Genomic DNA, 22299 nt, shown 5'->3' on the forward strand with positions numbered 1-22299 from the left:
ATGCAACTCGTTAAATCGTTCTTCTTTCTTCTCGTTCTGGGCACGGCCTCGTTCTTTATGCCTCATGCAAAGGCCACCTGTACGACGCCGGACATGCCGAAGATGATCAACGTTGCCTCGGTTTCCGTGCCGACAACCCTGCCGGTGGGGGAAACCATTCCAGGCACCGAGCAGACCGTTCACGTCGCGGGCAATTGCGATGAAAGCGTCGACAGCGGCCTTGAGATTGTCTCCTGCTACTACGGCACCGGTTCAGAAATTCCTGGCATGAGGGGGGTGTATGATTCGGGTGTTGAGGGCATTGGCGTCGCCCTGATGAACGAACAAGGTCAGCGCATCAGAGGCGCGGGCGGCGTACAGTGTGACTCCCGGGAAACGCCGATTGGCTATATCTCGACCGACGGTAAACAGTCGTTCAGCTTCAACGTCACCCTGGAGCTGGTAAAGACCAGCGATAACGTCATCTCCGGGACGCTTGTGCAGTCGCAAACCAGATTTGGCATCGGCGTCTTTGCCCATGAAGGCATCGGCAACCCTAACAATATCGCCTACTCCGGCAACGTGATCCTCCACCAGGTGACCTGCTCGGTATCACCAAAAGATCTGACCGTGAATCTTGGCGATTTCCCGTTAAGTGATTTTGTGGGTACCGGCACGCTCTCCGATCCGGCGCAAACGGTCTACGTCAACGTTAACTGCGACACGACAGTCCAGCCGCAAATGAAGGTTACCAGCGGCAACGGCTACGAGAGCGCGTTCCCCGGGGTGATTAAGCTCACCCAGGAGAGCGGCGTCGCCACGGGCATCGGCGTCAGAATGCTGGTGGACGGCATGATCCCGACGTTTGGTGAATATGAGTCGCTGGGGACCGAAGCCTATGCCAACCAGACGCTGCGCATTCCGCTGGAGTTGCGCTACGAACAAACTGCTGCCCTTGTGACCCCTGGCCCTGCCAACACCGTCGCCACCGTCACGCTTGCCTATAAGTGATCTCAGATGAAAAAAATCATGTTGTTAACGCTGCTGGGGCTGATGACGAGCGCCCATGCAGATGACATTAATCTCCAGATAACGGGACATATCTATGCCAACACCTGCGTCGTGGACAGCGCCAGCCGAAATTTGACCGTCGATTTGGGCCAGGCAACCGCAACGAGTTTTAAAAGCGTGGGCGATACGGGAGAGTGGAAAGAATTTTCCCTGAAGGTGTCGCATTGTCCGTCAAGCCTGACGCTGTCGAACGCCTTTTTTTACGGCCAGCCCGACAGCGTTCACCCGACGAAATTCGCCAATACCGGCAGCGCAAAAGGCCTTGCGCTTGAACTGGCCGACCGGCAGGACAACATCCTGATTTCGCCGCAGGCCAGTTTTAACGTGGTGATTAACAAAAGCGACCATACGGCAGAGTTCCCCCTGGCCGCCCGCTACTATGCAACCTCCACGCCCGTCAGCGCCGGTACGTTTAACAGCGTTGTGCAGGTGACATTCACTTACCAGTAGGACCGCGCCCCTTAGCACGGATGCTTTTTTTACGCCCGGCAATCACTTTCGCCGGGCGTTTTTTTACCTCGGGCACGTCGGGCTGTTCAATCGGGAACACGGGCAAGGCGTTCAGCAACCGCGGGCCGTAATTTTTGGTCAGCAGTCGTTTATCGTAAATCACCACCTCGCCCCAGCAGCCATGGCTACGAATCAAGCGCCCCACCTGCTGAATCAGGTTAAACGACGCTGCCGGCAGGCTTTGCACCTCAAACGGATAGCGATTCAGGCTTTTCAGCCATTCGCCCTCGGTGATCACCACCGGGCTGTCGATAGGCGGGAAGGCGATTTTATGGATATGCACCTGGGTTAAATAATCCCCCTTCAGATCCAGCCCTTCCGCGAACGACTGCAGGCCGATCAGCACGCTGCGCTCGCCGCCGTCAATGCGCTGGCGGTGCAGCTCGACCAGCCGGTAGCGGGGCTTATCGCCCTGCACCAGCAGCAGTAACCGCAGGTCGGTGACGTGTTCAAGGAAGCGCTGCATCGCGCGCCCGCTGGCAAACAGCACCAGCATGCCGGGGAATTTTTTGCTCTCAAGCTGCTCACGGAAGTAGGCCGCCATCTCGGCGATATGCTGCTCTTCGTTGTCGATAAGCGGCTCGTACTGCATACGCGGGATCACCAGCTTGCCCTGCTCGCAGTGGTTAAACGGCGAATCCAGCGCCACGAAGCGGTCGCCCGCTTTCTCCCGGAGGCCGCTCATCTCCTGCAGCCTGGAGAAGCTGTTCAGGGAACGCAGCGTGGCTGACGTGACGACGACATGCGGCACGCTGCGCCAGATGAGCTTTTCCAGCTGATCGGCAACGCGGATACCCACGCAGTGGAAAAAGAGGTGCACCTGCCCGTCCCGCGTTTCCCGGGTCGCCCATTTGGTGACCGGCGCGCCGGACGCCTGCGCCAGAGAGGCCAGCCGCCAGAGCTTGCTTTGCGCCTCAAACATGCCGAGCGCGCGGTTCATCTGCAACAAAATACGGTGAAGCCGCACCACGTCGTGGGTGCCGGTTTTCTCGCTCAGGTCGTTTAAGAACATCTCCGCCAGCCCGCGCAGTTTCTCAAGGTGCTTCGCCAGCTGCTGGCAAATCTCCATCACCTCGTCCGGCAATTCGCCCATGGCAAAGCGGTGTTCCGCCTCCTGGGTCTGCGGCAGATACAGGTTCAGGATGTTATTCAGCGACGAGATTAGCCCGTATACCTCGTCGCAATGCTCGTTGAGCCGTTCAGGCACCGCCAGCGGCGGCGTGGTTTTCGGGCGGAACTGCTCCATGCAGGTTGCCACCAGCTTGCAGAACAGATCGAGCTGCAGGCGGAACCACGGGGCGGTAATTTCGGCGCTCATCTCCAGGGCATCGCGCGCGACGTCCGGCAGATGGTGTCCTTCATCCAGCACCAGCAGCAGGTTTTTCGGCTCCGGCAGCACGGCTTCGCTCTCAAGCGCCGCCATCACCAGCGCATGGTTTGCGACCACCACTTCCGCTTCCTGAATCTCGCGGCGGGCGACAAAGAACGGGCATTCGCGGTAATAGTGGCAGTTGCGGTTCAGGCAGCTCGCTTTATCGGTGCTCAGCCTGCGCCAGAGATCGTCGCTGATGGCCTCGCTGGTGTGGTCGCGCAGTCCGTCCCACTTATAGCCGTCGAGATCGGTTTTCAGTTTGGCGCACCGCTCCTGCTCGGCCTTGTTGTTCGGCGTCAGTTCATCATCAAGAAACGCCAGCAGATCCTGTTGCGCAGGCTCGCTGCTGGCGAGCGCCGCCAGGTTACGCGGGCAGACGTAGCGACCGCGGCCAAAGGCGGCTGTAAAACGGAGATCGGGGATAATTTTGCGCAGCAGCGGCAGGTCTTTGCTGAAGATTTGATCCTGCAGCGCCACGTTGGCGGTACTCACCACCAGCGTTTTTTGCTCTTCCCGCGCAATCGCAATGCCGGGGATAAGATACGACAGGGTCTTCCCGACGCCCGTCGGGGCTTCAATCGCCAGATGCCGCCCGTCGTCCCCGGCGAGCGTTTTTGCCACATCAGCAATCATCTGCCGCTGAGGCGCTCGGGGGATAAAGTCGGGGATCTGCTGCTGTAGCGCCTTATACCAGGCGCCAATTTGCGCTTTGAGCGCCGCGGTTAAAGCCATCGTAAACCTGAAATACTGTATAAACAGCCACTATTGTGGCACTTTCCGGCGGATGCCGCAAAAAGAAAAAGTCCAGATGTAAGGACAAGAGCCTCGCAGCGAATCTACGCAAAGGCTCTTTGTTATTTCAGTGGCATCGTTCCGTTCACTTTAACTATCCTGCTACCTGGTCATTTCTCTGCGGTGAACGTGCTAAGGGGGCTACCGCCGCCCCCTTAGCAATCCCGGCTCCCGGCAGAGAAAATCGCCGCTTCGCGGTGCCCTCAGCTTATTCCTTCCGGCTTTCGGGTCGGGCACCAGCCTGCATCCCTGCAGGCTATGCCCTCGCCGCGCATCCCTGCGCGTCGCCCCGGCCTTCAGGAAACGCTTCGGCGATTTTCAGCCGGACTCTCGCTCCCTCAACCTTTTATGCCGCCTGAATGTGGCACCGCCGTTGAGTCCCGCAGAAATCGGCGAACCGGAGACCGGATGACAAGGGCTGGACGCCATGGATGGCGGCCAGAGGCGAAACGAGACAGGACGTCGAGTCGAGCCGACCGCAGGGAGACGGTCGGGAGGTGAGCGCAGTGCGAAGCACCGATTTCATGGCGGGCCGCGGGGATTGACAAGGGGGCCGCGGTGGCCCCCTTGTCACGTTCACGGGTAATGAACGTATTATATTCTGTGGATATTAAGGTGAACGTAACCTTCAATTATAACCAACAGACAATCATCCCAGAAAACTACACGCTGGCAGGTTTACGCGGGCGGCGTCGACGCTGCCCTTCCCCTGCTGGCCGGGCTTCACCGCTGCGCCACGGGTTCTCGCCGCCGGATTTCGCTTCGCCGTTTCGGCGCGGCGGTTTACCGGATGCTTTCGGCGCGCCGCCTTCCGAACGGCGCGGCTGCTGCTGTCCACGACCACCGCCGCCGCCACGCTGCTGACGACCATTCTGAATCGGCTCCGCCTGAATAGACGGATCGACATCGTAGCCTTCGGTGGTGATGCGCGGGATCTCTTTCTTCAGCAGACGCTCAATATCGCGCAGCAGTTTGTGTTCATCGACGCAAACCAGAGAGAGGGCTTCGCCAGTGGCCGCCGCGCGACCGGTACGGCCGATACGGTGAACATAATCTTCCGGCACGTTTGGCAGCTCGTAGTTCACCACGTGCGGCAGCTCTTCAATGTCGAGACCGCGGGCGGCGATGTCCGTTGCCACCAACACGCGAATGTCGCCAGACTTAAAGTCCGCCAGCGCACGGGTACGCGCGCCCTGGCTCTTGTTGCCGTGGATTGCCGCGCTGCGGATGCCGTCTTTATTCAGCTGTTCCGCCAGGTGGTTGGCGCCGTGTTTGGTGCGGGTAAAGACCAGCACCTGCTGCCAGTTGCCCTGCCCGATCATCTGGGAGAGCAGCTCGCGCTTACGTTTCTTATCCACGAAGTGAACATGCTGCGTCACCTGCTCGGAGGCGGTGTTGCGGCGCGCCACTTCCACTTCCAGCGGGTTATGCAGCAGCTTTTCAGCCAGCGCCTTGATCTCATCTGAGAAGGTCGCGGAGAAGAGCAGGTTCTGACGACGTGCAGGCAGTTTAGCCAGCACGCGGCGAATGTCGTGGATAAAGCCCATATCCAGCATGCGGTCAGCTTCATCCAGCACCAGAATTTCAATCTGATCGAGCTTCACCGCGTTCTGGTGTTCGAGATCCAGCAGACGGCCCGGCGTTGCCACCAGCACGTCCACGCCGCCGCGCAGTTTCATCATCTGCGGGTTGATGCTCACCCCGCCGAAAACCACCAGCGAGCGAATGTTGAGATAGCGGCTGTAATCACGCACGTTCTCGCCAATTTGCGCGGCCAGCTCGCGGGTTGGGGTCAGGATCAGCGCACGGACCGGGCGACGGCCTTTAGCGTGCGGCTGGTTTTTTACCAGCAGTTCTAACAGCGGCAGGGTAAAGCCCGCGGTTTTTCCGGTACCGGTCTGGGCGCTGGCCATCAGGTCACGGCCCTGCAACACGGCAGGAATCGCCTTCTGCTGAATAGGGGTTGGCTCGACGTAGCCCTGCTCTGCGATTGCGCGCAGAATTTCCGGGTTCAGGCCAAGGGAATCAAAAGACATAAAAACTCCGAACCGCCCCGACCGTCACTGGTGTAGTTTTCAGGGAGATATTACGAATAGGGAGGACAAAAACCACAATGTCGTGAAGTTGCGCAGTGTAGCAGCTTTTGTGACGTGGCGCATAAAATATCCCTTAGCCGCGCCTCGACAGCCCTTTTCTTTGGGGAAGTCAGCTGGACAAACCCCGGAACCGGGCATAATCTTAATCAATCGATTGATTAATTTTTAAAACCGCCATGAATACGACTCCGACCACCACCAAAGGTGAACAGGCCAGAAGCCAGCTCATAGCCGCCGCGCTGGCGCAGTTTGGCGAGTATGGACTCCACGCCACCACGCGGGATATCGCCGCGCACGCCGGACAAAACATCGCGGCCATTACCTACTATTTTGGCTCAAAAGAGGATCTTTATCTCGCCTGTGCGCAGTGGATCGCCGATTTCATCGGCGAGAATTTCCGCCCACACGTTGAGGAGGCAAGCGCGCTGCTCAGCCAGCCCTCCCCCGACCGGGCCGCTATCCGCCAGCTGATCCTCAACGCCTGCCACAATATGATCCGCCTGCTGACGCACGACGACACCCTGAGCCTGAGCAAATTTATCTCCCGCGAGCAGCTCTCCCCCACTGCCGCCTACCAGCTGGTGCACAGCCAGGTGATTGACCCGATGCACGGCCATTTAACCCGCCTGATCGCCGCCTATACCGGCCAGGATGCGCACGACACCAACACCATTTTGCATACCCACGCCCTGCTGGGCGAAGTGCTCGCGTTTCGTCTGGGGCGAGAAACCATTTTGCTACGTACCGGCTGGACACAATTCGATGAGGATAAAGCCGCACAGATAAGCCAGGTCATTACCTGTCATGTTGACCTGATCCTGCAGGGTTTAACGCAAAGGAGCCTGAAGTCATGAAAAAACCTGTCGCCATCATTCTGGTGGTCGTTGTTCTGCTTGCTGCGGGCATCGGCGGCTGGCTGTGGTATCAAAGCCAGCAGGATCGCGGCCTGACGCTCTACGGCAACGTAGATATTCGCACCGTGAATATGAGCTTCCGCGTCGGGGGGCGACTTGCCTCACTCAACGTGGATGAAGGTGACGCCATCAAAACCGGCCAGACGCTGGGGATGCTGGATAAAGCGCCCTTCGAGAACGCCCTGATGCAGGCAAAGGCGGGCGTCTCCGTCGCGCAGGCGCAGTATGATTTGATGCAGGCTGGCTATCGTGATGAAGAGATCGCCCAGGCCACCGCCGCCGTCAGACAGGCGCAGGCGGCGTATGACTACGCGAAGAACTTCTATAATCGCCAGCAGGGGCTGTGGAAAAGCCGCACGATTTCTGCCAACGACCTGGAAAACGCGCGTTCGTCCCGCGATCAGGCTCAGGCGACGCTGAAATCGGCGCAGGATAAATTGAGCCAGTACCGCACCGGTAACCGCCCGCAGGATATCGCCCAGGCAAAAGCCAGCCTCGAGCAGGCGCAGGCGCAGCTGGCACAGGCGGAACTGGATCTGCGCGACACCACCCTGGTTGCCCCGTCCGACGGCACGCTGATGACCCGCGCCGTGGAGCCGGGCAGCATGCTGAGCGCGGGCAGCACCGTCTTAACACTCTCCCTGACCCGCCCGGTGTGGGTACGCGCCTATATTGATGAGCCGAATCTCGGCCAGATGCAGCCGGGCCGCGAGCTGCTGCTGTACACCGATGGCCGCCCGGACAAGCCGTACCACGGGAAGGTCGGCTTTGTCTCCCCCACCGCCGAGTTCACCCCGAAAACCGTTGAAACGCCGGACCTGCGCACCGATCTGGTCTACCGCCTGCGCATCATCGTGACCGATGCAGACGATGCGCTGCGCCAGGGCATGCCCGTGACCGTAAAACTCACCGACGGGGAACGACATGAATGACGCGGTTATCCAGCTCAATAATCTGGTCAAGCGCTTCGCCGGGATGGATAAACCCGCCGTCGCGCCGCTAAACTGCACGCTGCAAAAAGGCTACGTCACCGGGCTGGTTGGCCCGGACGGCGCGGGTAAAACCACGCTGATGCGCATGCTCGCGGGCTTGCTGAAGCCGGATGAAGGCTCGGCCAGCGTGCTCGGCCTCGATCCGATTAACGACGACGGTGCGCTCCACGCCATGCTGGGCTATATGCCGCAAAAGTTCGGTCTGTATGAAGATCTGACGGTGATGGAGAACCTTAATCTGTACGCCGACCTGCGCAGCGTGACCGGTGACACCCGGCAGAAAACCTTCGCCCGTCTGCTGGAGTTCACCTCGCTCGGGCCGTTTACCGACCGTCTGGCGGGGAAACTCTCCGGCGGGATGAAGCAGAAGCTGGGGCTGGCCTGTACCCTTGTAGGTGAGCCGAAGGTGCTGCTGCTTGATGAGCCCGGCGTCGGCGTCGACCCGATCTCGCGCCGCGAGCTATGGCAGATGGTGCATGAGCTGGCGGGCGACGGCATGTTAATTCTGTGGAGTACCTCCTACCTCGACGAAGCCGAGCAGTGCCGCGACGTGCTGCTGATGAACGAGGGAGAGTTGCTCTATCAGGGCGAGCCCACCGCGCTGACGCAGAGCATGGCCGGGCGCAGCTTTCTGCTGCACAGCCCGCAGGAGACCAACCGCCAGCTGCTGCAGCGGGTCCTGAAACTGCCGCAGGTCAGCGACAGCATGATTCAGGGTCGTTCGGTGCGCGTGATCCTCAAAAAAGAGGCGACTCCCGACGATATCCGCCAGGCCCAGGGCATGCCCGAGATTGAGATAAACGAAACCGCCCCGCGCTTCGAGGATGCGTTTATCGACCTGCTCGGCGGTGCGGGAACGTCGGAATCCCCGCTGGCCGCTATTCTGCATACGGTCGAGGGCACGGCGGGTGAAACGGTGATCGAGGCGAAATCGCTCACCAAAAAATTCGGTGATTTTGCCGCGACGGATAACGTTAACTTCACGGTGAAGCGTGGCGAGATCTTTGGCCTGCTGGGGCCAAACGGCGCGGGAAAATCCACAACCTTTAAAATGATGTGCGGCCTGCTGGTGCCTACCTCCGGCAAAGCGCTGGTGCTGGATATGGACCTCAAGGTCAGTTCCGGCAAGGCGCGCCAGCACCTCGGCTATATGGCACAGAAGTTTTCGCTCTACGGCAACCTGACGGTCGAGCAAAACTTGCGCTTTTTCTCCGGCGTCTATGGCCTGCGGGGACGGGCGCAGAACGAAAAAATCAGCCGCATGCGCGACGCGTTTGGCCTGACCAGCATCGCCTCCCACGCCACCGACGAACTGCCGCTCGGCTTTAAGCAACGCCTCGCCCTGGCCTGCTCGCTGATGCACGAGCCGGATATTCTGTTTCTCGATGAACCGACGTCGGGCGTTGACCCGCTCACCCGCCGCGAGTTCTGGCTGCACATCAACAGCATGGTGGAAAAAGGCGTGACGGTGATGGTCACCACCCACTTTATGGACGAGGCGGAGTATTGCGACCGTATCGGGCTGGTCTATCGCGGCAAGCTCATCGCTCACGGTACGCCGGACGATCTCAAAGCGCAGGCCGCCGATGATGACGTCCCGGACCCGACCATGGAGCAGGCGTTTATCACCCTCATCCACGACTGGGATAAGGAGAATGCTCATGCGCAGTAACGCCATTTCGTGGCGCAGGGTGCGCGCGCTGTGCGTCAAAGAGACGCGGCAGATTGTGCGCGACCCGAGCAGCTGGCTCATTGCAGTGGTGATCCCCCTGCTGCTGCTGTTTATCTTTGGCTACGGAATTAACCTCGACTCCAGCAAGCTGCGGGTCGGGGTGTTGCTGGAGCAGCAGAGCAAAGAGGCGCTGGATTTCACCCACGCCCTGACCGGCTCGCCTTACATTGACGCGACGATTAGCGACAACCGCCAGGAACTGATCCAGAAGATGCAGGCCGGGAAAATACGCGGGCTGATCGTCATTCCGGTAGATTTTGCCGCCAATATGGCGCGCGCCGGAACCGAGGCGCCCATCCAGGTGATTACCGACGGCAGCGAGCCTAACACCGCCAACTTCGTGCAGGGCTACGCGGAGGGGATCTGGCAGCTGTGGCAAATGCAGCGCGCTGAGGATCGCGGCGAAACGTTCGAGCCCCTGATCGACGTGCAGACCCGCTACTGGTTTAACCCCGCCGCCATCAGCCAGCACTTTATTATTCCCGGTGCGGTGACCATCATCATGACGGTGATTGGCGCGATCCTCACCTCGCTGGTGATTGCACGCGAGTGGGAGCGCGGCACCATGGAGGCGCTGCTCTCAACCGAGGTCACGCGGGTGGAGCTGCTGCTCTGCAAGCTGATCCCCTACTATTTCCTCGGCATGCTGGCGATGCTGCTCTGTATGCTGGTGTCAGTCTTTATCCTCGGCGTGCCATACCGCGGCTCGCTGGTGCTGTTGTTCCTGATCACCAGCCTGTTTTTGCTGAGCACGCTCGGCATGGGACTGCTGATCTCCACCGTCACCCGCAACCAGTTTAACGCCGCGCAGGTGGCGCTGAACGCCGCGTTCCTGCCGTCGATTATGCTGTCCGGTTTTATCTTCCAGATAGACAGCATGCCTGCGGCCATCCGGGTGGTGACCTATATCATTCCGGCGCGCTACTTCGTGAGTACCTTACAGAGCCTGTTCCTTGCCGGGAATATTCCGGCGGTGCTGATTATCAACATCCTGTTTTTGATGGGGTCGGCCGTGATGTTCATCGGCCTGACGTGGATGAAGACCAAACGGCGATTAGATTAACCAACGGATTTTGTAGGTCGGGTAAGCGTACGCGCCGCCCGACAGGAGGACGACACAATGTTTCACCGTTTATGGACATTGATCCGCAAAGAGCTGCAGTCGCTGCTGCGCGAACCGCAGACGCGCGCGATACTGGTACTGCCGGTATTAATTCAGGTACTGCTGTTCCCGTTTGCCGCCACGCTTGAAGTGACCAACGCCACCATCGCGATTTATAACGAGGACAGCGGCAAACATGCCATTGAGCTGACCCAGCGTTTCGCCCGCGCGAAAGCCTTTACGCACGTACTGCTGCTAAAAAGCCCGCAGGAGATCCAGCCGACCATCGATACCCAGAAAGCGCTGCTGCTGGTGCGTTTCCCGGCCGACTTCTCGCGCAATCTCGACACCTTCCAGACCGCGCCGATGCAGCTCATCCTCGACGGACGCAACTCCAACAGCGCCCAGATTGCGGCCAATTATCTGCAGCAGGTGGTGAAGGATTATCAGCAGGAGCTGATGGCGGGCAAACCCAAACCCAACAACAGCGAGCTGGTGGTGCGGAACTGGTATAACCCAAACCTCGACTACAAGTGGTTTGTGGTGCCGTCGCTGATCGCCATGATCACCACCATCGGCGTGATGATCGTCACTTCGCTCTCCGTGGCGCGCGAGCGCGAGCAAGGCACGCTCGATCAGCTGCTGGTCTCACCGCTGGCAACCTGGCAAATTTTCGTCGGCAAAGCGATTCCGGCGCTGATTGTCGCCACCTTCCAGGCCACCATTGTGCTGGGCGTCGGGATTTGGGCATACCAGATCCCCTTCGCCGGATCGCTGGCGCTGTTTTACTTCACCATGGTGATTTACGGGCTGTCGCTGGTCGGGTTTGGCCTGCTTATCTCGGCGCTCTGCTCCACGCAGCAGCAGGCGTTTATCGGGGTATTCGTCTTTATGATGCCGGCGATATTGCTTTCGGGGTACGTCTCACCGGTAGAAAACATGCCGGTCTGGTTACAGGATCTGACGTGGATAAACCCGATTCGACACTTTACGGATATCACCAAGCAGATCTACCTGAAGGATGCGAGTCTGGACATTGTCTGGGGAAGTTTATGGCCGCTACTGGTCATCGCGGCCACGACGGGTTCAGTGGCCTATGCGATGTTTAGACGAAACATCGCGTAGCTTTTTCTCTTTGGTCAGTAACGAGACCACCGCTGGCCCTGCGAGGATTGCCAGACCCGCCAGGGCCAGCAGCAGGTTGTTTTGCAGCACGCGCGACAGCAGCCACAGGACGATCATCGCCGCGCCAAAATACCAGGTGGTGGTCAGCTCCTCGAGCACATCACCCACTTCGCGCCAGCGTGCTTCATGGTGACGCTGCAAAAACAGCATCGACAGCACGGTCACGCCGTAAACCACACACAGGCCTAAGCCAACACGCACCAGCGTACCGCTCATCCAGCCCATCACCAGTACGGCCACGACCAGTAAATGCAACATTATCTGCCAACAACTCAGTCCCGTTGCGACACGAACGCGTTGTTGCCACTTCATGGCTTCTCTCCTGAAGGATTTTTCTCTGCTAATTCAGACTACCGCACTTTACGGAAAATTCCGTAACGCCGCATCTTTTTGTGACGACGACTACACTTTATTTTCATCAGGATAGTGACGCTGGCAGGAGTGTATGACCAATAAAAAACAGCATTTCTCACTTAAGGTGTTGACGATTAATATTCATAAAGGCTTCACAGCATTTAATCGCCGCTTCATTTTACCGGAACTGCGCGACGCTGTACGCACCGTCAGCGCAGATATTGTCTGCCTGCAGGAGGTGATGGGCGCGCACGAAGTGCATCCGATGCACGTTGAAAACTGGCCCGATACGCCCCACTACGAATTTCTGGCGGATACCATGTGGAGCGATTACGCCTACGGGCGCAACGCGGTTTACCCGGAAGGGCATCACGGCAATGCGGTGCTGTCGCGTTTTCCCATTGAGCATTACGAAAACCGCGACGTCTCCGTCGGTGAAAGTGAAAAACGCGGGCTGCTTTACTGCCGTATCGCCCCGCCGGATCTGACATTCCCCATCCACGTAGGCTGTGTGCATCTCGGCCTGCGGGAGGCGCACCGCCAGGCGCAGCTGCAGATGCTCGCCGAGTGGACCAACGCCCTGCCGGAAGGCGAACCGGTGGTGGTCGCGGGCGATTTCAACGACTGGCGGCAGCGGGCGAATCATCCGCTGAAGGCCGAAGCCGGGCTGGAGGAGATATTCACCCGCGCCCACGGCAGGCCAGCGCGCACGTTCCCGGTGCGCTTTCCCCTGCTGCGCCTTGACCGTATCTACGTAAAAAATGCTCACGCCAGCAGCCCAACCGCGCTGGCGCTTCTTAACTGGCGACATCTGTCTGACCATGCCCCGCTCAGCGCGGAGATACACCTATGAAATGTACATGGCAGGAAGGAAACCGTATTACGCTGCTGGAAAATGGCGATAACTATTATCCGGCCGTCTTTGAGGCTATCGATCGCGCCCGGCAGAGGGTGATCCTTGAAACCTTTATCTGGTTCGAAGACGACGTTGGCAAGCAACTGCACGGCGTGTTGCTGCGCGCCGCCCAGCGCGGTATCAAAATCGAAGTGCTGCTCGACGGCTACGGTTCGCCCGATCTCAGCAAAGAGTTTGTTAGCGAATTGACCTCCGCTGGGGTGGTATTCCGTTACTACGATCCCGGCCCGCGCCTGTTTGGCATGCGCACCAACCTTTTCCGCCGTATGCACCGCAAAATTGTGGTGATCGATGAGACCGTGGCGTTTGTCGGCGGCATTAACTACTCCGCCGAGCACATGTCGGACTACGGTCCAGAGGCCAAGCAGGACTATGCCATTCGGATCGAAGGCCCGGTGGTGCAGGATATTTTGCTGTTTGAACTGGAGAACCTGCCCGGAAAAGAGGCAGCGCGCCGCTGGTGGCGACGCCGTCATCGCCCGGAAGAGAACCGCCATCCCGGCGAGGCCCAGGCGCTGTTTGTCTGGCGCGATAACGGCGAGCACCGGGACGATATCGAACGCCATTACCTGAAGATGCTGGCGAACGCGAAGCGCGAGGTGATTATCGCCAACGCCTACTTCTTCCCCGGCTACCGCCTGCTGCACGCTATGCGCAGCGCCGCACGCCGTGGGGTACGCGTGAAGCTAATCGTTCAGGGCGAGCCGGATATGCCGATTGTGAAGGTGGGCGCGCGCCTGCTCTATAACTATCTGGTGAAAGGCGGCGTGCAGATATATGAATATCGCCGCCGACCGCTGCACGGCAAGGTGGCACTCATGGACGATCACTGGGCGACCGTCGGCTCCAGCAACCTCGACCCGCTGAGTTTGTCCCTTAACCTGGAAGCCAACCTGATCATCCACGACCGTCAGTTTAACCACACCCTGCGCGAGAACCTTCACGGACTTATCGTCAACGACTGTGTGCGGGTGGATGAAACCATGGTGCCCAAACGCACATGGTGGAACCTGGGCATTGGCGTGGTGGTGTTCCACTTCCTGCGCCACTTCCCGGCCATGGTAGGCTGGCTGCCTGCGCATACCCCAAAACTTGAACTGGTGGACCCACCGGTGCAGCCCGAAATGGAAACCCAGGACCGCGTAGAAGCGGAAAATGGAGGGAAAACCTGATGTCAAAATCCCATCCCCGCTGGCGTCTGGCGAAGAAGATCCTCACCTGGCTGTTCTTTATTGCCGTCGCCGTGCTGCTGGTCGTGTATGCCCAGAAAGTTGACTGGGAAGAGGTCTGGAAGGTGATTCGCAACTATAACCGCATGGTGCTGCTGAGCGCCGTCGGGCTGGTGATTGTGAGTTACCTGATGTACGGCTGCTATGACCTGCTAGGACGCGCCTACTGCGGCCATAAGCTGGCAAAACGCCAGGTGATGCTGGTGTCGTTTATCTGCTACGCCTTTAACCTGACGCTCAGCACCTGGGTCGGTGGGATTGGCATGCGCTATCGCCTTTACTCGCGCCTCGGGCTGCCGGGCGGCACCATCACCCGCATTTTCTCGCTGAGTATTACCACCAACTGGCTGGGCTATATTCTGCTCGGCGGGGTGATATTCACTGTCGGCGTGGTGCAGCTCCCGGCGCACTGGTATATCGACGAAGCCACGCTGCGTATTCTGGGTGTGGTGCTGCTGCTGATCATTGCCGTGTATCTCTGGGCCTGCGCATTTGCCAAACGTCGCCATATCACCATCAAAAAGCAAAAGCTGGTGCTGCCGTCGTGGAAATTTGCGGTTCTGCAAATGGCGGTCTCCAGCGCGAACTGGATGGCGATGGGGGCCATTATCTGGCTGCTGATTGGCGAAGACGTGAATTACTTCTTCGTGCTCGGCGTGCTGCTGGTGAGCAGTATTGCCGGGGTTATCGTGCACATTCCCGCCGGGATCGGCGTGCTGGAGGCGGTGTTTATTGCGCTGCTTGCCGGAGAGCATGTCTCGCAGGGAGCCATTATTGCCGCCCTGCTTGCGTATCGCATGATCTACTACTTCCTGCCGCTGGCGCTGGCCACGGTGTGCTATCTGGCTCTGGAAAGTCGTGCGAAGAAGCTGCGGGCGAAAAACGAGAAGGCGATGGCGAAATAACAGCCCCCCTCACCCCGGCCCTCTCCCCATAGGGGCGAGGGAGAAAAGGCTGCACCGTGCAATCCCCTCTCCCCTATGGGGAGAGGGTTAGGGTGAGGGGAAAACAAACTTATCGACGATTACCCATAATACGCAGCAGCATCAGGAACAGGTTGATAAAGTCCAGATACAGCGTCAGCGCGCCAAGAATGGAGTATTTGCGCAGGGTGGTGCCGTCGCGCACGTCAATCTGGTTGCCAATGTTTTTCAGCTTCTGCGTGTCGTACGCCGTCAGCCCCACAAAGACCACCACGCCGATATAGGTCACGGCCCACATCAGCGCCTCGCTTTTGAGCCACAGGTTGACCAGCGACGCCAGCACAATCCCAATCAGCCCCATAAACAGCATGCTGCCTAAACCGCTCAGGTCACGTTTGGTGGTGTAGCCGTAAAGACTCATCGCACCGAACATCCCCCCGGCCACCACGAAGGTGCTGGCGATGGAAGAGTAGGTATAAACGATGAAGATACTGGAGAGCGTCAGCCCCGTCAGCGCCGAATAGAGCATAAAGAGCGTGGTCGCCATGCCAGCGCTGAGCTTATGCACCAGCCCTGAAAGCACGAATACCAATGCCAGCTGCGCGATAATCAACCCAAAGAAGGTGATTTTGCTGGAGAAGATAAACATCATCAGCTCGGGCGTGTTTGCCGCATACCACGCGATAAACGCGGTCAACAGCAGGCCGACCGTCATCCAGCCGTAAACCTGAGCCATATACGTCTGCAGGCCGCTACGGGTCTGCTGTACTATCGAATCGGAACGCGGAAATCGGTCCATGATTCACTCCTGATTAAGTAGAGACACACGTTAAGACTAACACATCTGCGTCAACCTGTTACCAACGGCTGGCGGCCTGTTTGTCGCTGTCGCGCGACTCTACCCAGCGGTCGCCTTCCGGCGTCGCTTCACGCTTCCAGAACGGGGCTTTTGTTTTGAGGTAATCCATAATGAACTCCCCCGCCGCAAAGGCGCTGCTGCGGTGTGCGCTGGTCACGCCAACAAACACAATCTCTTCACCCGGCCACATTTCGCCGATGCGGTGGATAACCGTGACGCGCCCGAGCGGCCAGCGGCCCCGCGCTTCAACGACGATCTCCGCGAGGGATTTCTCGGTCATGCCCGGATAGTGCTCCAGGGTTAACGCCTTGACGCTGTCGCCGAGGTTATGGTTACGCACTTTGCCGGTAAAGGTGACGACCGCGCCATCTTCATCGCGCTCGGCCAGCCAGGCATATTCCGTGCCGACGTTAAAGCGGTCGGGGCTGACCAGAATTCGGGTGTCGTCCATATCAGCCCCCCGTGACCGGCGGGAAGAACGCCACTTCATCACCCGCCGTCAGCGGATAGCTAAACTCAACCAGCGTCTGGTTAACGGCAGCCAGCAGCTTGCCTTCGTCCAGCGCCAGCGCCCAGCGATCGCCCTGTGCCGCAAGGTGCGCGCGCAGCGCGGCCACGTTTTCAAAGGGGGTATCAAGCGTCAGGCTGTCGGTATCAACCAGCTCACGAACCTGCGCAAAAAAGAGCACCTTAATCATGGCTGTCCACCTTAAAATCACCGGATTTGCCGCCGCTTTTCGCCAGCAGGCGAACCGGGCCAATAACCATATCTTTCTGCACGGCCTTGCACATGTCGTAGATGGTCAACGCCGAGACGGAGGCCGCCGTCAACGCCTCCATCTCCACGCCGGTTTTACCGCTTAAGCGACAAAGCGACTCAATGCGCACGCGGCTGTGTTCCGGCTGCGCCTGCAGATTGACTTCAACCTTGCTGAGCATCAGCGGGTGGCAGAGCGGGATTAACTCCCAGGTGCGTTTTGCCGCCTGAATACCGGCAATGCGGGCGGTGGCAAAGACGTCGCCTTTGTGGTGGCTACCGTCAATGATCATTGCCAGGGTGTCTGGCAGCATGGTGACAAAGGCTTCGGCACGCGCTTCGCGCACCGTTTCCGCTTTGGCAGAGACGTCGACCATATGCGCTTCGCCAGCGGCGTTAATGTGGGTCAGTTGCGACATAGCTTATTTCTTCAAATGAGGATGGAAATTACACGGACGGGTACGGGCATCAAGCTGTGGCGCGATGATGTTCTCCCACGCGGTACGGCAAGCTTTGGTCGAGCCTGGCATGGCGAAAATCAGCGTCTTATTGGCGATCCCCGCCACGGCGCGGGACTGCAGCGTGGAGGTGCCAATCTCTTCAAACGAGAGCATGCGGAACACTTCACCAAATCCTTCTACTTCGCGGTCAAACAGCGGCAGCAACGCTTCCGGGGCCTGGTCGCCCGCGGTAAAACCGGTGCCGCCGGTAATCAGCACCACCTGCACTTCATCGCTGGCGATCCACTGTGACACCTGCGCGCGAATGGCGTAGCGGTTCTCTTTCACAATGGCTTTATCCACGATCTGGTGCCCGGCGTCGTGCGCCGCGTCGCGCAGCCAGTGGCCGGAGGTGTCGTCCTCTTCGCCACGGCGCTCGGAAACGGTAAGAATGGCAATGCGTGTCGGGATAAATTCTGCGCTTACCTGACTCATCTTCTGGTTCCTTCTTAAAGCTGATTACCCGCCAATGTAGGACAGGTTCTGAGTAATACCGGTGTTGCCCTGATGCAGGAAGTGGGTCTGCTTTTTGTGCGTTAGCGCCTCAGAAATACGCGCTTCAAGCGCCTCCTGCTGAGCATCGTTCTCCAGCAGATCGCGCAGATCCACACCGCCGTCGCCGAACAGGCACAAATGCAGTTTGCCGATGGACGAGACGCGCAGGCGGTTGCAGCTGGCGCAGAAGTCTTTTTCATACGGCATGATAAGCCCTATTTCCCCTTCGTAATCGGGGTGACAAAAGACCTGCGCCGGGCCATCGCTGCGCTGGCGGATCTGGTGGATCCAGCCGCGTCGCAGCAGCGCGTCGCGCAGCACCATGCCGGAAATATGATGGCGGCGGAACAGTTCGCTGCCTTCGCCGGTTTCCATCAGCTCAATAAAACGCAGTTGAATGCGGCGCGGTTTGATCCACGCCAGGAAGGTGTCCAGCTGGTGATGGTTCACATCACGCATCAGAACCGTGTTGACTTTGACTTTATCGAAACCGGCTGCAAACGCCGCGTCAATGCCGTCCATAACCTGACGGAACTTGTCCTGTCCGGTGATGGCGTGAAACTGGCGCGCGTCGAGGCTGTCCACGCTGACGTTAATCGCCGTCAGGCCCGCATCGCGCCAGGCCGCCACGTCACGGGCCATACGGTAGCCGTTAGTGGTCACGGCAATTTGCCGGATGCGCTCATTTTCGCGCACGGCGGCAATGATGTCGGGAAAATCGCGACGCAGAGAAGGCTCGCCGCCGGTCAGACGGACTTTTTCAGTACCGAGTTCTGAGAACGCGCGCGTAACGCGACGCACTTCATCGACGGAGAGAAAACCGTTATTGGTGACGCTGCCCGGCTTGTAGCCGTCAGGCAGACAGTAGGTGCAACGGAAGTTGCACACATCGGTAATCGACAGACGTAAGTAGAAAAACTTACGCGCGAAAGCATCAGTAAGTTGTGAAGCCATGTACACCTTTCCAGATACGGGAGGCACAGTCATTTCTTTCTGTACCCTGGTGGCAATCCGCCACGGCCAGAGCGCCATATCTGTTCGACACAGGCGCTAAGGCTAGAGTGTATGTTTTCAAATTTGAAAACGTGGTTAAGGCGATAGTAGCGCGTAAATCACCACTTCGCCATTATCGCTTTTCGCTATATAATTCTCTACATAACGTCACGATCGTGCATTTTAACGACAGAATACCTAAAAACCGCAATTTCGCATTGATTTACGTCATTATGCATCGGGTCAGCAATCGTCTTTTCGGGGTAGTTGGGTTACTGTTACGCGGTCAGAACCTCATAAGGAAAATAAATGCGCAATCGCACTTTTGCCGATCTTGACCGGGTGGTCGCTCTGGGCGGAGGCCATGGCCTGGGCAGGGTCATGTCCTCATTATCCTCACTCGGCTCGCGGCTGACAGGGATAGTGACAACGACGGATAACGGAGGCTCGACGGGCCGGATCCGCCGTGCGGAAGGCGGGATTGCCTGGGGCGATATGCGCAACTGTCTGAATCAGTTAATCACCGAACCCAGCGTGGCGTCCGCCATGTTTGAGTACCGTTTTGGTGGAAATGGCGAGCTTTCGGGGCATAACCTCGGAAACCTGATGTTAAAGGCGCTGGACCACCTGAGCGTGCGCCCTCTCGAAGCGATCAATTTGATTCGTAATCTGCTGAAAGTGGATGCGTTTCTGATCCCCATGTCAGAGCAACCGGTCGATTTAATGGCGATCGATGCCGAAGGACATGAAGTGTATGGCGAAGTGAATATCGACCAGCTTCTGCTGCCGCCAAAAGAGCTCATGACCTACCCCAGCGTGCCAGCCACGCGGGAAGCCGTCGAGGCGATTGGCGAAGCGGATCTTATCCTGATTGGCCCCGGCAGTTTTTACACCAGCCTGATGCCGCTGTTACTGGTGAAGGAGCTGGCCCAGGCGCTGCGCAGAACGCCCGCACCGATGGTGTATATCGGTAACTTAGGCCGCGAACTCAGTCCGGCGGCTGCGAGCCTGTCGCTGGGGGACAAACTGGATCTGATGGAGCAGTACGTCGGCAAGAAAATCATCGACGGCGTGGTGGTGGGACCAAAAGTGGATATCTCCGGCATTGGCGATCGCGTGGTGGTGCAGGAGCCGCTGGAGGCGAGCGATATCAAATATCGCCACGACCGCCACCTGTTGCGTGACGCGCTGGAGAAGGCGATTCAGGCGTTAGGTTAGGTACGTTTTTGCGGCCTGATGCCCTCACCCACAGGGAGAGGGGGAAAAAAGTAGGCCCGGTAAGCGCAGCGCCACCGGGCAAAAACCACTTACGATGCCGCGATGAACAGATCCCTCAGCTGATGCAGCTGGTCGCGGATTTGCGCGGCCTCCTCGAACTCCAGATTCTGCGCGTGCTGCATCATCTGCCCTTCCAGCTCGTGGATCTTCTGCTGCAACGCTTTCGGCGTCAGCGCGACGGTATCCTCCTCCACCACTGGACGGGCTTTCCCGCGCCCTTTGGTTTTGGTCTTCGCAATGTTCTGACCCAGCGCCAGAATATCCACCACTTTCTTGTTCAGACCCTGAGGCGTGATGCCGTGCTCTTCGTTGTAGCGCTGCTGCTTCTCGCGGCGACGTTCCGTTTCGCCAATCGCTTTCGCCATTGACGGGGTGATCTTATCGCCGTACAGAATGGCCTTACCGTTGACGTTACGGGCGGCACGGCCAATGGTCTGAATGAGTGAACGTTCAGAACGCAGGAAGCCCTCTTTGTCGGCGTCAAGTATCGCAACCAGCGACACCTCCGGCATGTCCAGGCCTTCTCGCAGAAGGTTGATCCCCACCAGCACGTCAAACTCGCCAAGGCGCAGGTCGCGGATGATCTCCATACGCTCAACGGTATCGATGTCCGAGTGCAGATACCGCACCTTCTCGCCGTGCTCTTCCAGATATTCGGTCAGGTCTTCGGCCATACGTTTGGTCAGCGTGGTGACCAGTACGCGCTCGTTAATAGCGGAGCGGAGACGGATCTCCGAGAGCAGATCGTCCACCTGGGTGGCGACAGGACGCACTTCGATAATCGGGTCGAGCAGCCCGGTCGGACGCACCACCTGATCAACCACGTCCTCGCCGGATTTTTCCAGCTCGTAGTTGCCCGGCGTTGCCGACACGTAGATGGTTTGCGGCGCGAGGGCCTCAAACTCTTCAAACTTCATCGGGCGGTTATCCAGCGCCGACGGTAGGCGGAAGCCATACTCCACCAGCGTCTCTTTACGCGCGCGGTCGCCGCGATACATCCCGCCGATTTGCGGGATGGTGACGTGGGATTCGTCGATCACCAGCAGGCCATCCGCAGGAAGGTAGTCAAACAGCGTCGGCGGCGCTTCGCCCGGCCCGCGCCCGGAGAGGTAGCGCGAGTAGTTTTCGATGCCGGAGCAGTAGCCCAGCTCGTTCATCATCTCCAGGTCAAACTGGGTTCGCTGGCTTAAACGCTGCTCTTCGAGCAGCTTGTTGTTCGCCAGCAGCACCTTGCGCCGGTCTGCCAGTTCGGCCTTGATATCTTCCATCGCCTGCACGATACGCTCGCGCGGCGTGACGTAGTGCGTTTTAGGGTAGACGGTAAAGCGTTGGATCACTGATTCAATGTGCCCCGTCAGCGGGTCGAACAGCGACAGCCGCTCAACCTCTTCGTCGAACAGCTCCACGCGCAGGGCCATGTCGTCCGATTCCGCCGGGAAGATATCAATTACCTCGCCGCGCACGCGGAACGTGCCGCGCTGGAAAGCCTGGTCGTTGCGGGTGTACTGCAGCTCTGCCAGCCGGCGCAGGATCGCACGCTGGTCGATAATCATCCCCACCGTGAGGTGAAGCATCATCTTCAGGTACAGATCCGGGTCGCCCAGGCCGTAGATGGCCGAGACCGACGCGACCACCACCACATCACGCCGCTCAAGCAGCGCTTTGGTGGCCGACAGACGCATCTGTTCGATGTGTTCGTTCACCGAGGCATCTTTTTCGATAAAGGTGTCAGAGCTGGGAACGTAGGCTTCCGGCTGGTAGTAATCGTAGTAAGAGACGAAATACTCCACCGCGTTTTCCGGGAAGAACTCTTTCATCTCGCCGTAAAGCTGTGCCGCGAGGGTTTTGTTGGGTGCCAGCACCATGGTTGGGCGCTGCAGGTCGGCAATCACGTTGGCGACGGTAAAGGTTTTACCCGAGCCGGTCACCCCCAGCAGCGTCTGGTGTGCAAGCCCATCTTCCAGCCCCTCTTCCAGGCGGCGAATCGCCTCAGGCTGATCCCCCGATGGACGGAAAGCGGAATTCAATTTGAACGGTTTACTCATGGCAACGACCTGATGACGGATTTAGCGGCAGACGTGTAATTTTACTCCTTGTTGCCAGGATTGCCAGTAAAAAACACTGGATGAAAAACCAGTAGCATGTCAGGATATTTAGCATAGCAGCCGGATGATGAGCGTAAACCCGGTCGAAATATCGACAGGGACGAGATAAAACACCAGCGTTCGCGGTTATCCCCAAAAATTTTCC

Annotated in this window: 21 protein-coding genes and 1 riboswitch; of the genes, 11 read left to right on the top strand and 10 right to left on the bottom strand. The window is 58.5% G+C overall.

All coding sequences use genetic code 11. The features are described from left to right. Both ACWKX3_RS08925 and ACWKX3_RS08930 read left to right on the top strand, forming a co-directional pair. On the top strand, positions 1–990 hold the full coding sequence (locus ACWKX3_RS08925) for a fimbrial protein (protein ID WP_058610589.1): 990 nt from the start codon (positions 1–3) through the stop codon (positions 988–990). 6 nt (positions 991–996) lie between these two features. Next, entirely contained in the window at positions 997–1500 is a 504-nt protein-coding gene (locus ACWKX3_RS08930; protein ID WP_006177280.1) for a fimbrial protein, read from the top strand. Here ACWKX3_RS08930 and dinG read toward each other — a convergent pair. Both dinG and rhlE read right to left on the bottom strand, forming a co-directional pair. After that, positions 1487–3664: an ATP-dependent DNA helicase DinG gene (dinG, locus tag ACWKX3_RS08935; protein ID WP_058610588.1), complete on the bottom strand. Its 2178-nt coding sequence runs from the start codon at positions 3662–3664 to the stop codon at positions 1487–1489. The two genes, ACWKX3_RS08930 and dinG, sit on opposite strands and share 14 nt — an antisense overlap. 722 nt (positions 3665–4386) lie before the next feature. After that, positions 4387–5760 carry an ATP-dependent RNA helicase RhlE gene (rhlE, locus tag ACWKX3_RS08940; protein WP_088207636.1) on the bottom strand — a complete coding sequence of 458 codons (1374 nt, stop codon included), beginning with the start codon at positions 5758–5760 and terminating at the stop codon, positions 4387–4389. Positions 5761–5996: 236 nt separating this feature from the next. Here rhlE and cecR point away from each other — a divergent pair, with 236 nt between their 5' ends. The 5 genes from cecR to ACWKX3_RS08965 are packed head-to-tail and all read left to right on the top strand — an operon-like array spanning position 5997 to position 11685. Then, complete coding sequence (cecR, locus tag ACWKX3_RS08945; protein WP_137271820.1) at positions 5997–6674, top strand: transcriptional regulator CecR; 678 nt, start codon at positions 5997–5999, stop codon at positions 6672–6674. Then, positions 6671–7666: a secretion protein HlyD gene (hlyD, locus tag ACWKX3_RS08950; RefSeq protein WP_006177276.1), complete on the top strand. Its 996-nt coding sequence runs from the start codon at positions 6671–6673 to the stop codon at positions 7664–7666. Before cecR ends, hlyD begins: the two co-directional genes overlap by 4 nt. Then, complete coding sequence (locus ACWKX3_RS08955) at positions 7659–9398, top strand: ATP-binding cassette domain-containing protein (protein WP_400406288.1); 1740 nt, start codon at positions 7659–7661, stop codon at positions 9396–9398. Before hlyD ends, ACWKX3_RS08955 begins: the two co-directional genes overlap by 8 nt. After that, positions 9388–10521 (top strand): ABC transporter permease, encoded by a 1134-nt coding sequence (locus ACWKX3_RS08960; protein WP_042321052.1) that lies wholly within the window; start codon positions 9388–9390, stop codon positions 10519–10521. The genes ACWKX3_RS08955 and ACWKX3_RS08960 overlap by 11 nt, the downstream gene beginning before the upstream one ends. A 57-nt stretch (positions 10522–10578) precedes the next feature. Then, positions 10579–11685: an ABC transporter permease gene (locus ACWKX3_RS08965; RefSeq protein ID WP_400406282.1), complete on the top strand. Its 1107-nt coding sequence runs from the start codon at positions 10579–10581 to the stop codon at positions 11683–11685. Here the strand turns inward: ACWKX3_RS08965 and ACWKX3_RS08970 are convergent. Continuing rightward, positions 11647–12057, bottom strand: a complete 411-nt coding sequence (locus ACWKX3_RS08970; RefSeq protein ID WP_006177272.1) for a YbhQ family protein — start codon at positions 12055–12057, stop codon at positions 11647–11649. The genes ACWKX3_RS08965 and ACWKX3_RS08970 overlap by 39 nt on opposite strands. A gap of 133 nt (positions 12058–12190) precedes the next feature. Here ACWKX3_RS08970 and ACWKX3_RS08975 point away from each other — a divergent pair, with 133 nt between their 5' ends. Genes ACWKX3_RS08975 through ACWKX3_RS08985 form a run of 3 tightly spaced genes read left to right on the top strand, consistent with a single transcriptional unit; the run spans position 12191 to position 15149 of the window. Continuing rightward, the gene (locus ACWKX3_RS08975; RefSeq protein ID WP_006177271.1) at positions 12191–12952 is read left to right on the top strand and encodes an endonuclease/exonuclease/phosphatase family protein; all 762 of its coding nucleotides are present in this window, start codon (positions 12191–12193) and stop codon (positions 12950–12952) included. Beyond that, positions 12949–14187 carry a cardiolipin synthase ClsB gene (gene clsB, locus ACWKX3_RS08980; protein WP_400443123.1) on the top strand — a complete coding sequence of 413 codons (1239 nt, stop codon included), beginning with the start codon at positions 12949–12951 and terminating at the stop codon, positions 14185–14187. Before ACWKX3_RS08975 ends, clsB begins: the two co-directional genes overlap by 4 nt. Beyond that, positions 14187–15149, top strand: a complete 963-nt coding sequence (locus ACWKX3_RS08985; RefSeq protein WP_006177269.1) for a lysylphosphatidylglycerol synthase domain-containing protein — start codon at positions 14187–14189, stop codon at positions 15147–15149. The genes clsB and ACWKX3_RS08985 overlap by 1 nt, the downstream gene beginning before the upstream one ends. 109 nt (positions 15150–15258) lie before the next feature. On the opposite strand, the gene ACWKX3_RS08990 is transcribed toward ACWKX3_RS08985, so the two are convergent. From ACWKX3_RS08990 to moaA, 6 genes are all read right to left on the bottom strand, one after another. Beyond that, the gene (locus tag ACWKX3_RS08990) at positions 15259–15966 is read right to left on the bottom strand and encodes a Bax inhibitor-1/YccA family protein (protein ID WP_058610582.1); all 708 of its coding nucleotides are present in this window, start codon (positions 15964–15966) and stop codon (positions 15259–15261) included. 58 nt (positions 15967–16024) lie between these two features. Further along, entirely contained in the window at positions 16025–16477 is a 453-nt protein-coding gene (gene moaE / locus ACWKX3_RS08995) for a molybdopterin synthase catalytic subunit MoaE (protein WP_006177267.1), read from the bottom strand. Between the two features lies 1 nt (position 16478). After that, positions 16479–16724 (bottom strand): molybdopterin synthase sulfur carrier subunit, encoded by a 246-nt coding sequence (gene moaD, locus ACWKX3_RS09000; protein WP_454541614.1) that lies wholly within the window; start codon positions 16722–16724, stop codon positions 16479–16481. Next, a complete protein-coding gene (gene moaC / locus ACWKX3_RS09005; RefSeq protein ID WP_454541615.1) occupies positions 16717–17202 on the bottom strand; it encodes a cyclic pyranopterin monophosphate synthase MoaC in 486 nt (161 codons plus the stop codon). The genes moaD and moaC overlap by 8 nt, the downstream gene beginning before the upstream one ends. A 3-nt stretch (positions 17203–17205) precedes the next feature. Beyond that, positions 17206–17718: a molybdenum cofactor biosynthesis protein B gene (gene moaB / locus ACWKX3_RS09010; RefSeq protein WP_006177264.1), complete on the bottom strand. Its 513-nt coding sequence runs from the start codon at positions 17716–17718 to the stop codon at positions 17206–17208. Between the two features lie 24 nt (positions 17719–17742). Then, positions 17743–18732 carry a GTP 3',8-cyclase MoaA gene (moaA, locus tag ACWKX3_RS09015; RefSeq protein ID WP_042321047.1) on the bottom strand — a complete coding sequence of 330 codons (990 nt, stop codon included), beginning with the start codon at positions 18730–18732 and terminating at the stop codon, positions 17743–17745. Next, a riboswitch (molybdenum cofactor riboswitch) is annotated at positions 18720–18854 on the bottom strand. Its footprint overlaps the gene before it by 13 nt. A 226-nt stretch (positions 18855–19080) precedes the next feature. On the opposite strand from moaA, the gene yvcK reads away from it, so the two are divergent. Then, on the top strand, positions 19081–19989 hold the full coding sequence (gene yvcK / locus ACWKX3_RS09020) for a uridine diphosphate-N-acetylglucosamine-binding protein YvcK (protein WP_101738020.1): 909 nt from the start codon (positions 19081–19083) through the stop codon (positions 19987–19989). 89 nt (positions 19990–20078) lie between these two features. Here yvcK and uvrB read toward each other — a convergent pair whose 3' ends face one another. After that, a complete protein-coding gene (gene uvrB / locus ACWKX3_RS09025) occupies positions 20079–22094 on the bottom strand; it encodes an excinuclease ABC subunit UvrB (RefSeq protein ID WP_101738021.1) in 2016 nt (671 codons plus the stop codon). Positions 22095–22299 lie beyond the last annotated feature (205 nt).

The organism is Enterobacter sp. UPMP2052 (genome assembly GCF_053709675.1).

Bases quoted from the DNA above. Each gene is read 5' to 3' on its own strand.
- ACWKX3_RS08925 (WP_058610589.1), top strand. From the start codon at position 1: ATGCAACTCGTTAAATCGTTCTTCTTTCTTCTCGTTCTGGGCACGGCC.
- ACWKX3_RS08930 (WP_006177280.1), top strand. From the start codon at position 997: ATGAAAAAAATCATGTTGTTAACGCTGCTGGGGCTGATGACGAGCGCC.
- dinG (WP_058610588.1), bottom strand. From the start codon at position 3,664: ATGGCTTTAACCGCGGCGCTCAAAGCGCAAATTGGCGCCTGGTATAAG.
- rhlE (WP_088207636.1), bottom strand. From the start codon at position 5,760: ATGTCTTTTGATTCCCTTGGCCTGAACCCGGAAATTCTGCGCGCAATC.
- cecR (WP_137271820.1), top strand. From the start codon at position 5,997: ATGAATACGACTCCGACCACCACCAAAGGTGAACAGGCCAGAAGCCAG.
- hlyD (WP_006177276.1), top strand. From the start codon at position 6,671: ATGAAAAAACCTGTCGCCATCATTCTGGTGGTCGTTGTTCTGCTTGCT.
- ACWKX3_RS08955 (WP_400406288.1), top strand. From the start codon at position 7,659: ATGAATGACGCGGTTATCCAGCTCAATAATCTGGTCAAGCGCTTCGCC.
- ACWKX3_RS08960 (WP_042321052.1), top strand. From the start codon at position 9,388: ATGCGCAGTAACGCCATTTCGTGGCGCAGGGTGCGCGCGCTGTGCGTC.
- ACWKX3_RS08965 (WP_400406282.1), top strand. From the start codon at position 10,579: ATGTTTCACCGTTTATGGACATTGATCCGCAAAGAGCTGCAGTCGCTG.
- ACWKX3_RS08970 (WP_006177272.1), bottom strand. From the start codon at position 12,057: ATGAAGTGGCAACAACGCGTTCGTGTCGCAACGGGACTGAGTTGTTGG.
- ACWKX3_RS08975 (WP_006177271.1), top strand. From the start codon at position 12,191: ATGACCAATAAAAAACAGCATTTCTCACTTAAGGTGTTGACGATTAAT.
- clsB (WP_400443123.1), top strand. From the start codon at position 12,949: ATGAAATGTACATGGCAGGAAGGAAACCGTATTACGCTGCTGGAAAAT.
- ACWKX3_RS08985 (WP_006177269.1), top strand. From the start codon at position 14,187: ATGTCAAAATCCCATCCCCGCTGGCGTCTGGCGAAGAAGATCCTCACC.
- ACWKX3_RS08990 (WP_058610582.1), bottom strand. From the start codon at position 15,966: ATGGACCGATTTCCGCGTTCCGATTCGATAGTACAGCAGACCCGTAGC.
- moaE (WP_006177267.1), bottom strand. From the start codon at position 16,477: ATGGACGACACCCGAATTCTGGTCAGCCCCGACCGCTTTAACGTCGGC.
- moaD (WP_454541614.1), bottom strand. From the start codon at position 16,724: ATGATTAAGGTGCTCTTTTTTGCGCAGGTTCGTGAGCTGGTTGATACC.
- moaC (WP_454541615.1), bottom strand. From the start codon at position 17,202: ATGTCGCAACTGACCCACATTAACGCCGCTGGCGAAGCGCATATGGTC.
- moaB (WP_006177264.1), bottom strand. From the start codon at position 17,718: ATGAGTCAGGTAAGCGCAGAATTTATCCCGACACGCATTGCCATTCTT.
- moaA (WP_042321047.1), bottom strand. From the start codon at position 18,732: ATGGCTTCACAACTTACTGATGCTTTCGCGCGTAAGTTTTTCTACTTA.
- yvcK (WP_101738020.1), top strand. From the start codon at position 19,081: ATGCGCAATCGCACTTTTGCCGATCTTGACCGGGTGGTCGCTCTGGGC.
- uvrB (WP_101738021.1), bottom strand. From the start codon at position 22,094: ATGAGTAAACCGTTCAAATTGAATTCCGCTTTCCGTCCATCGGGGGAT.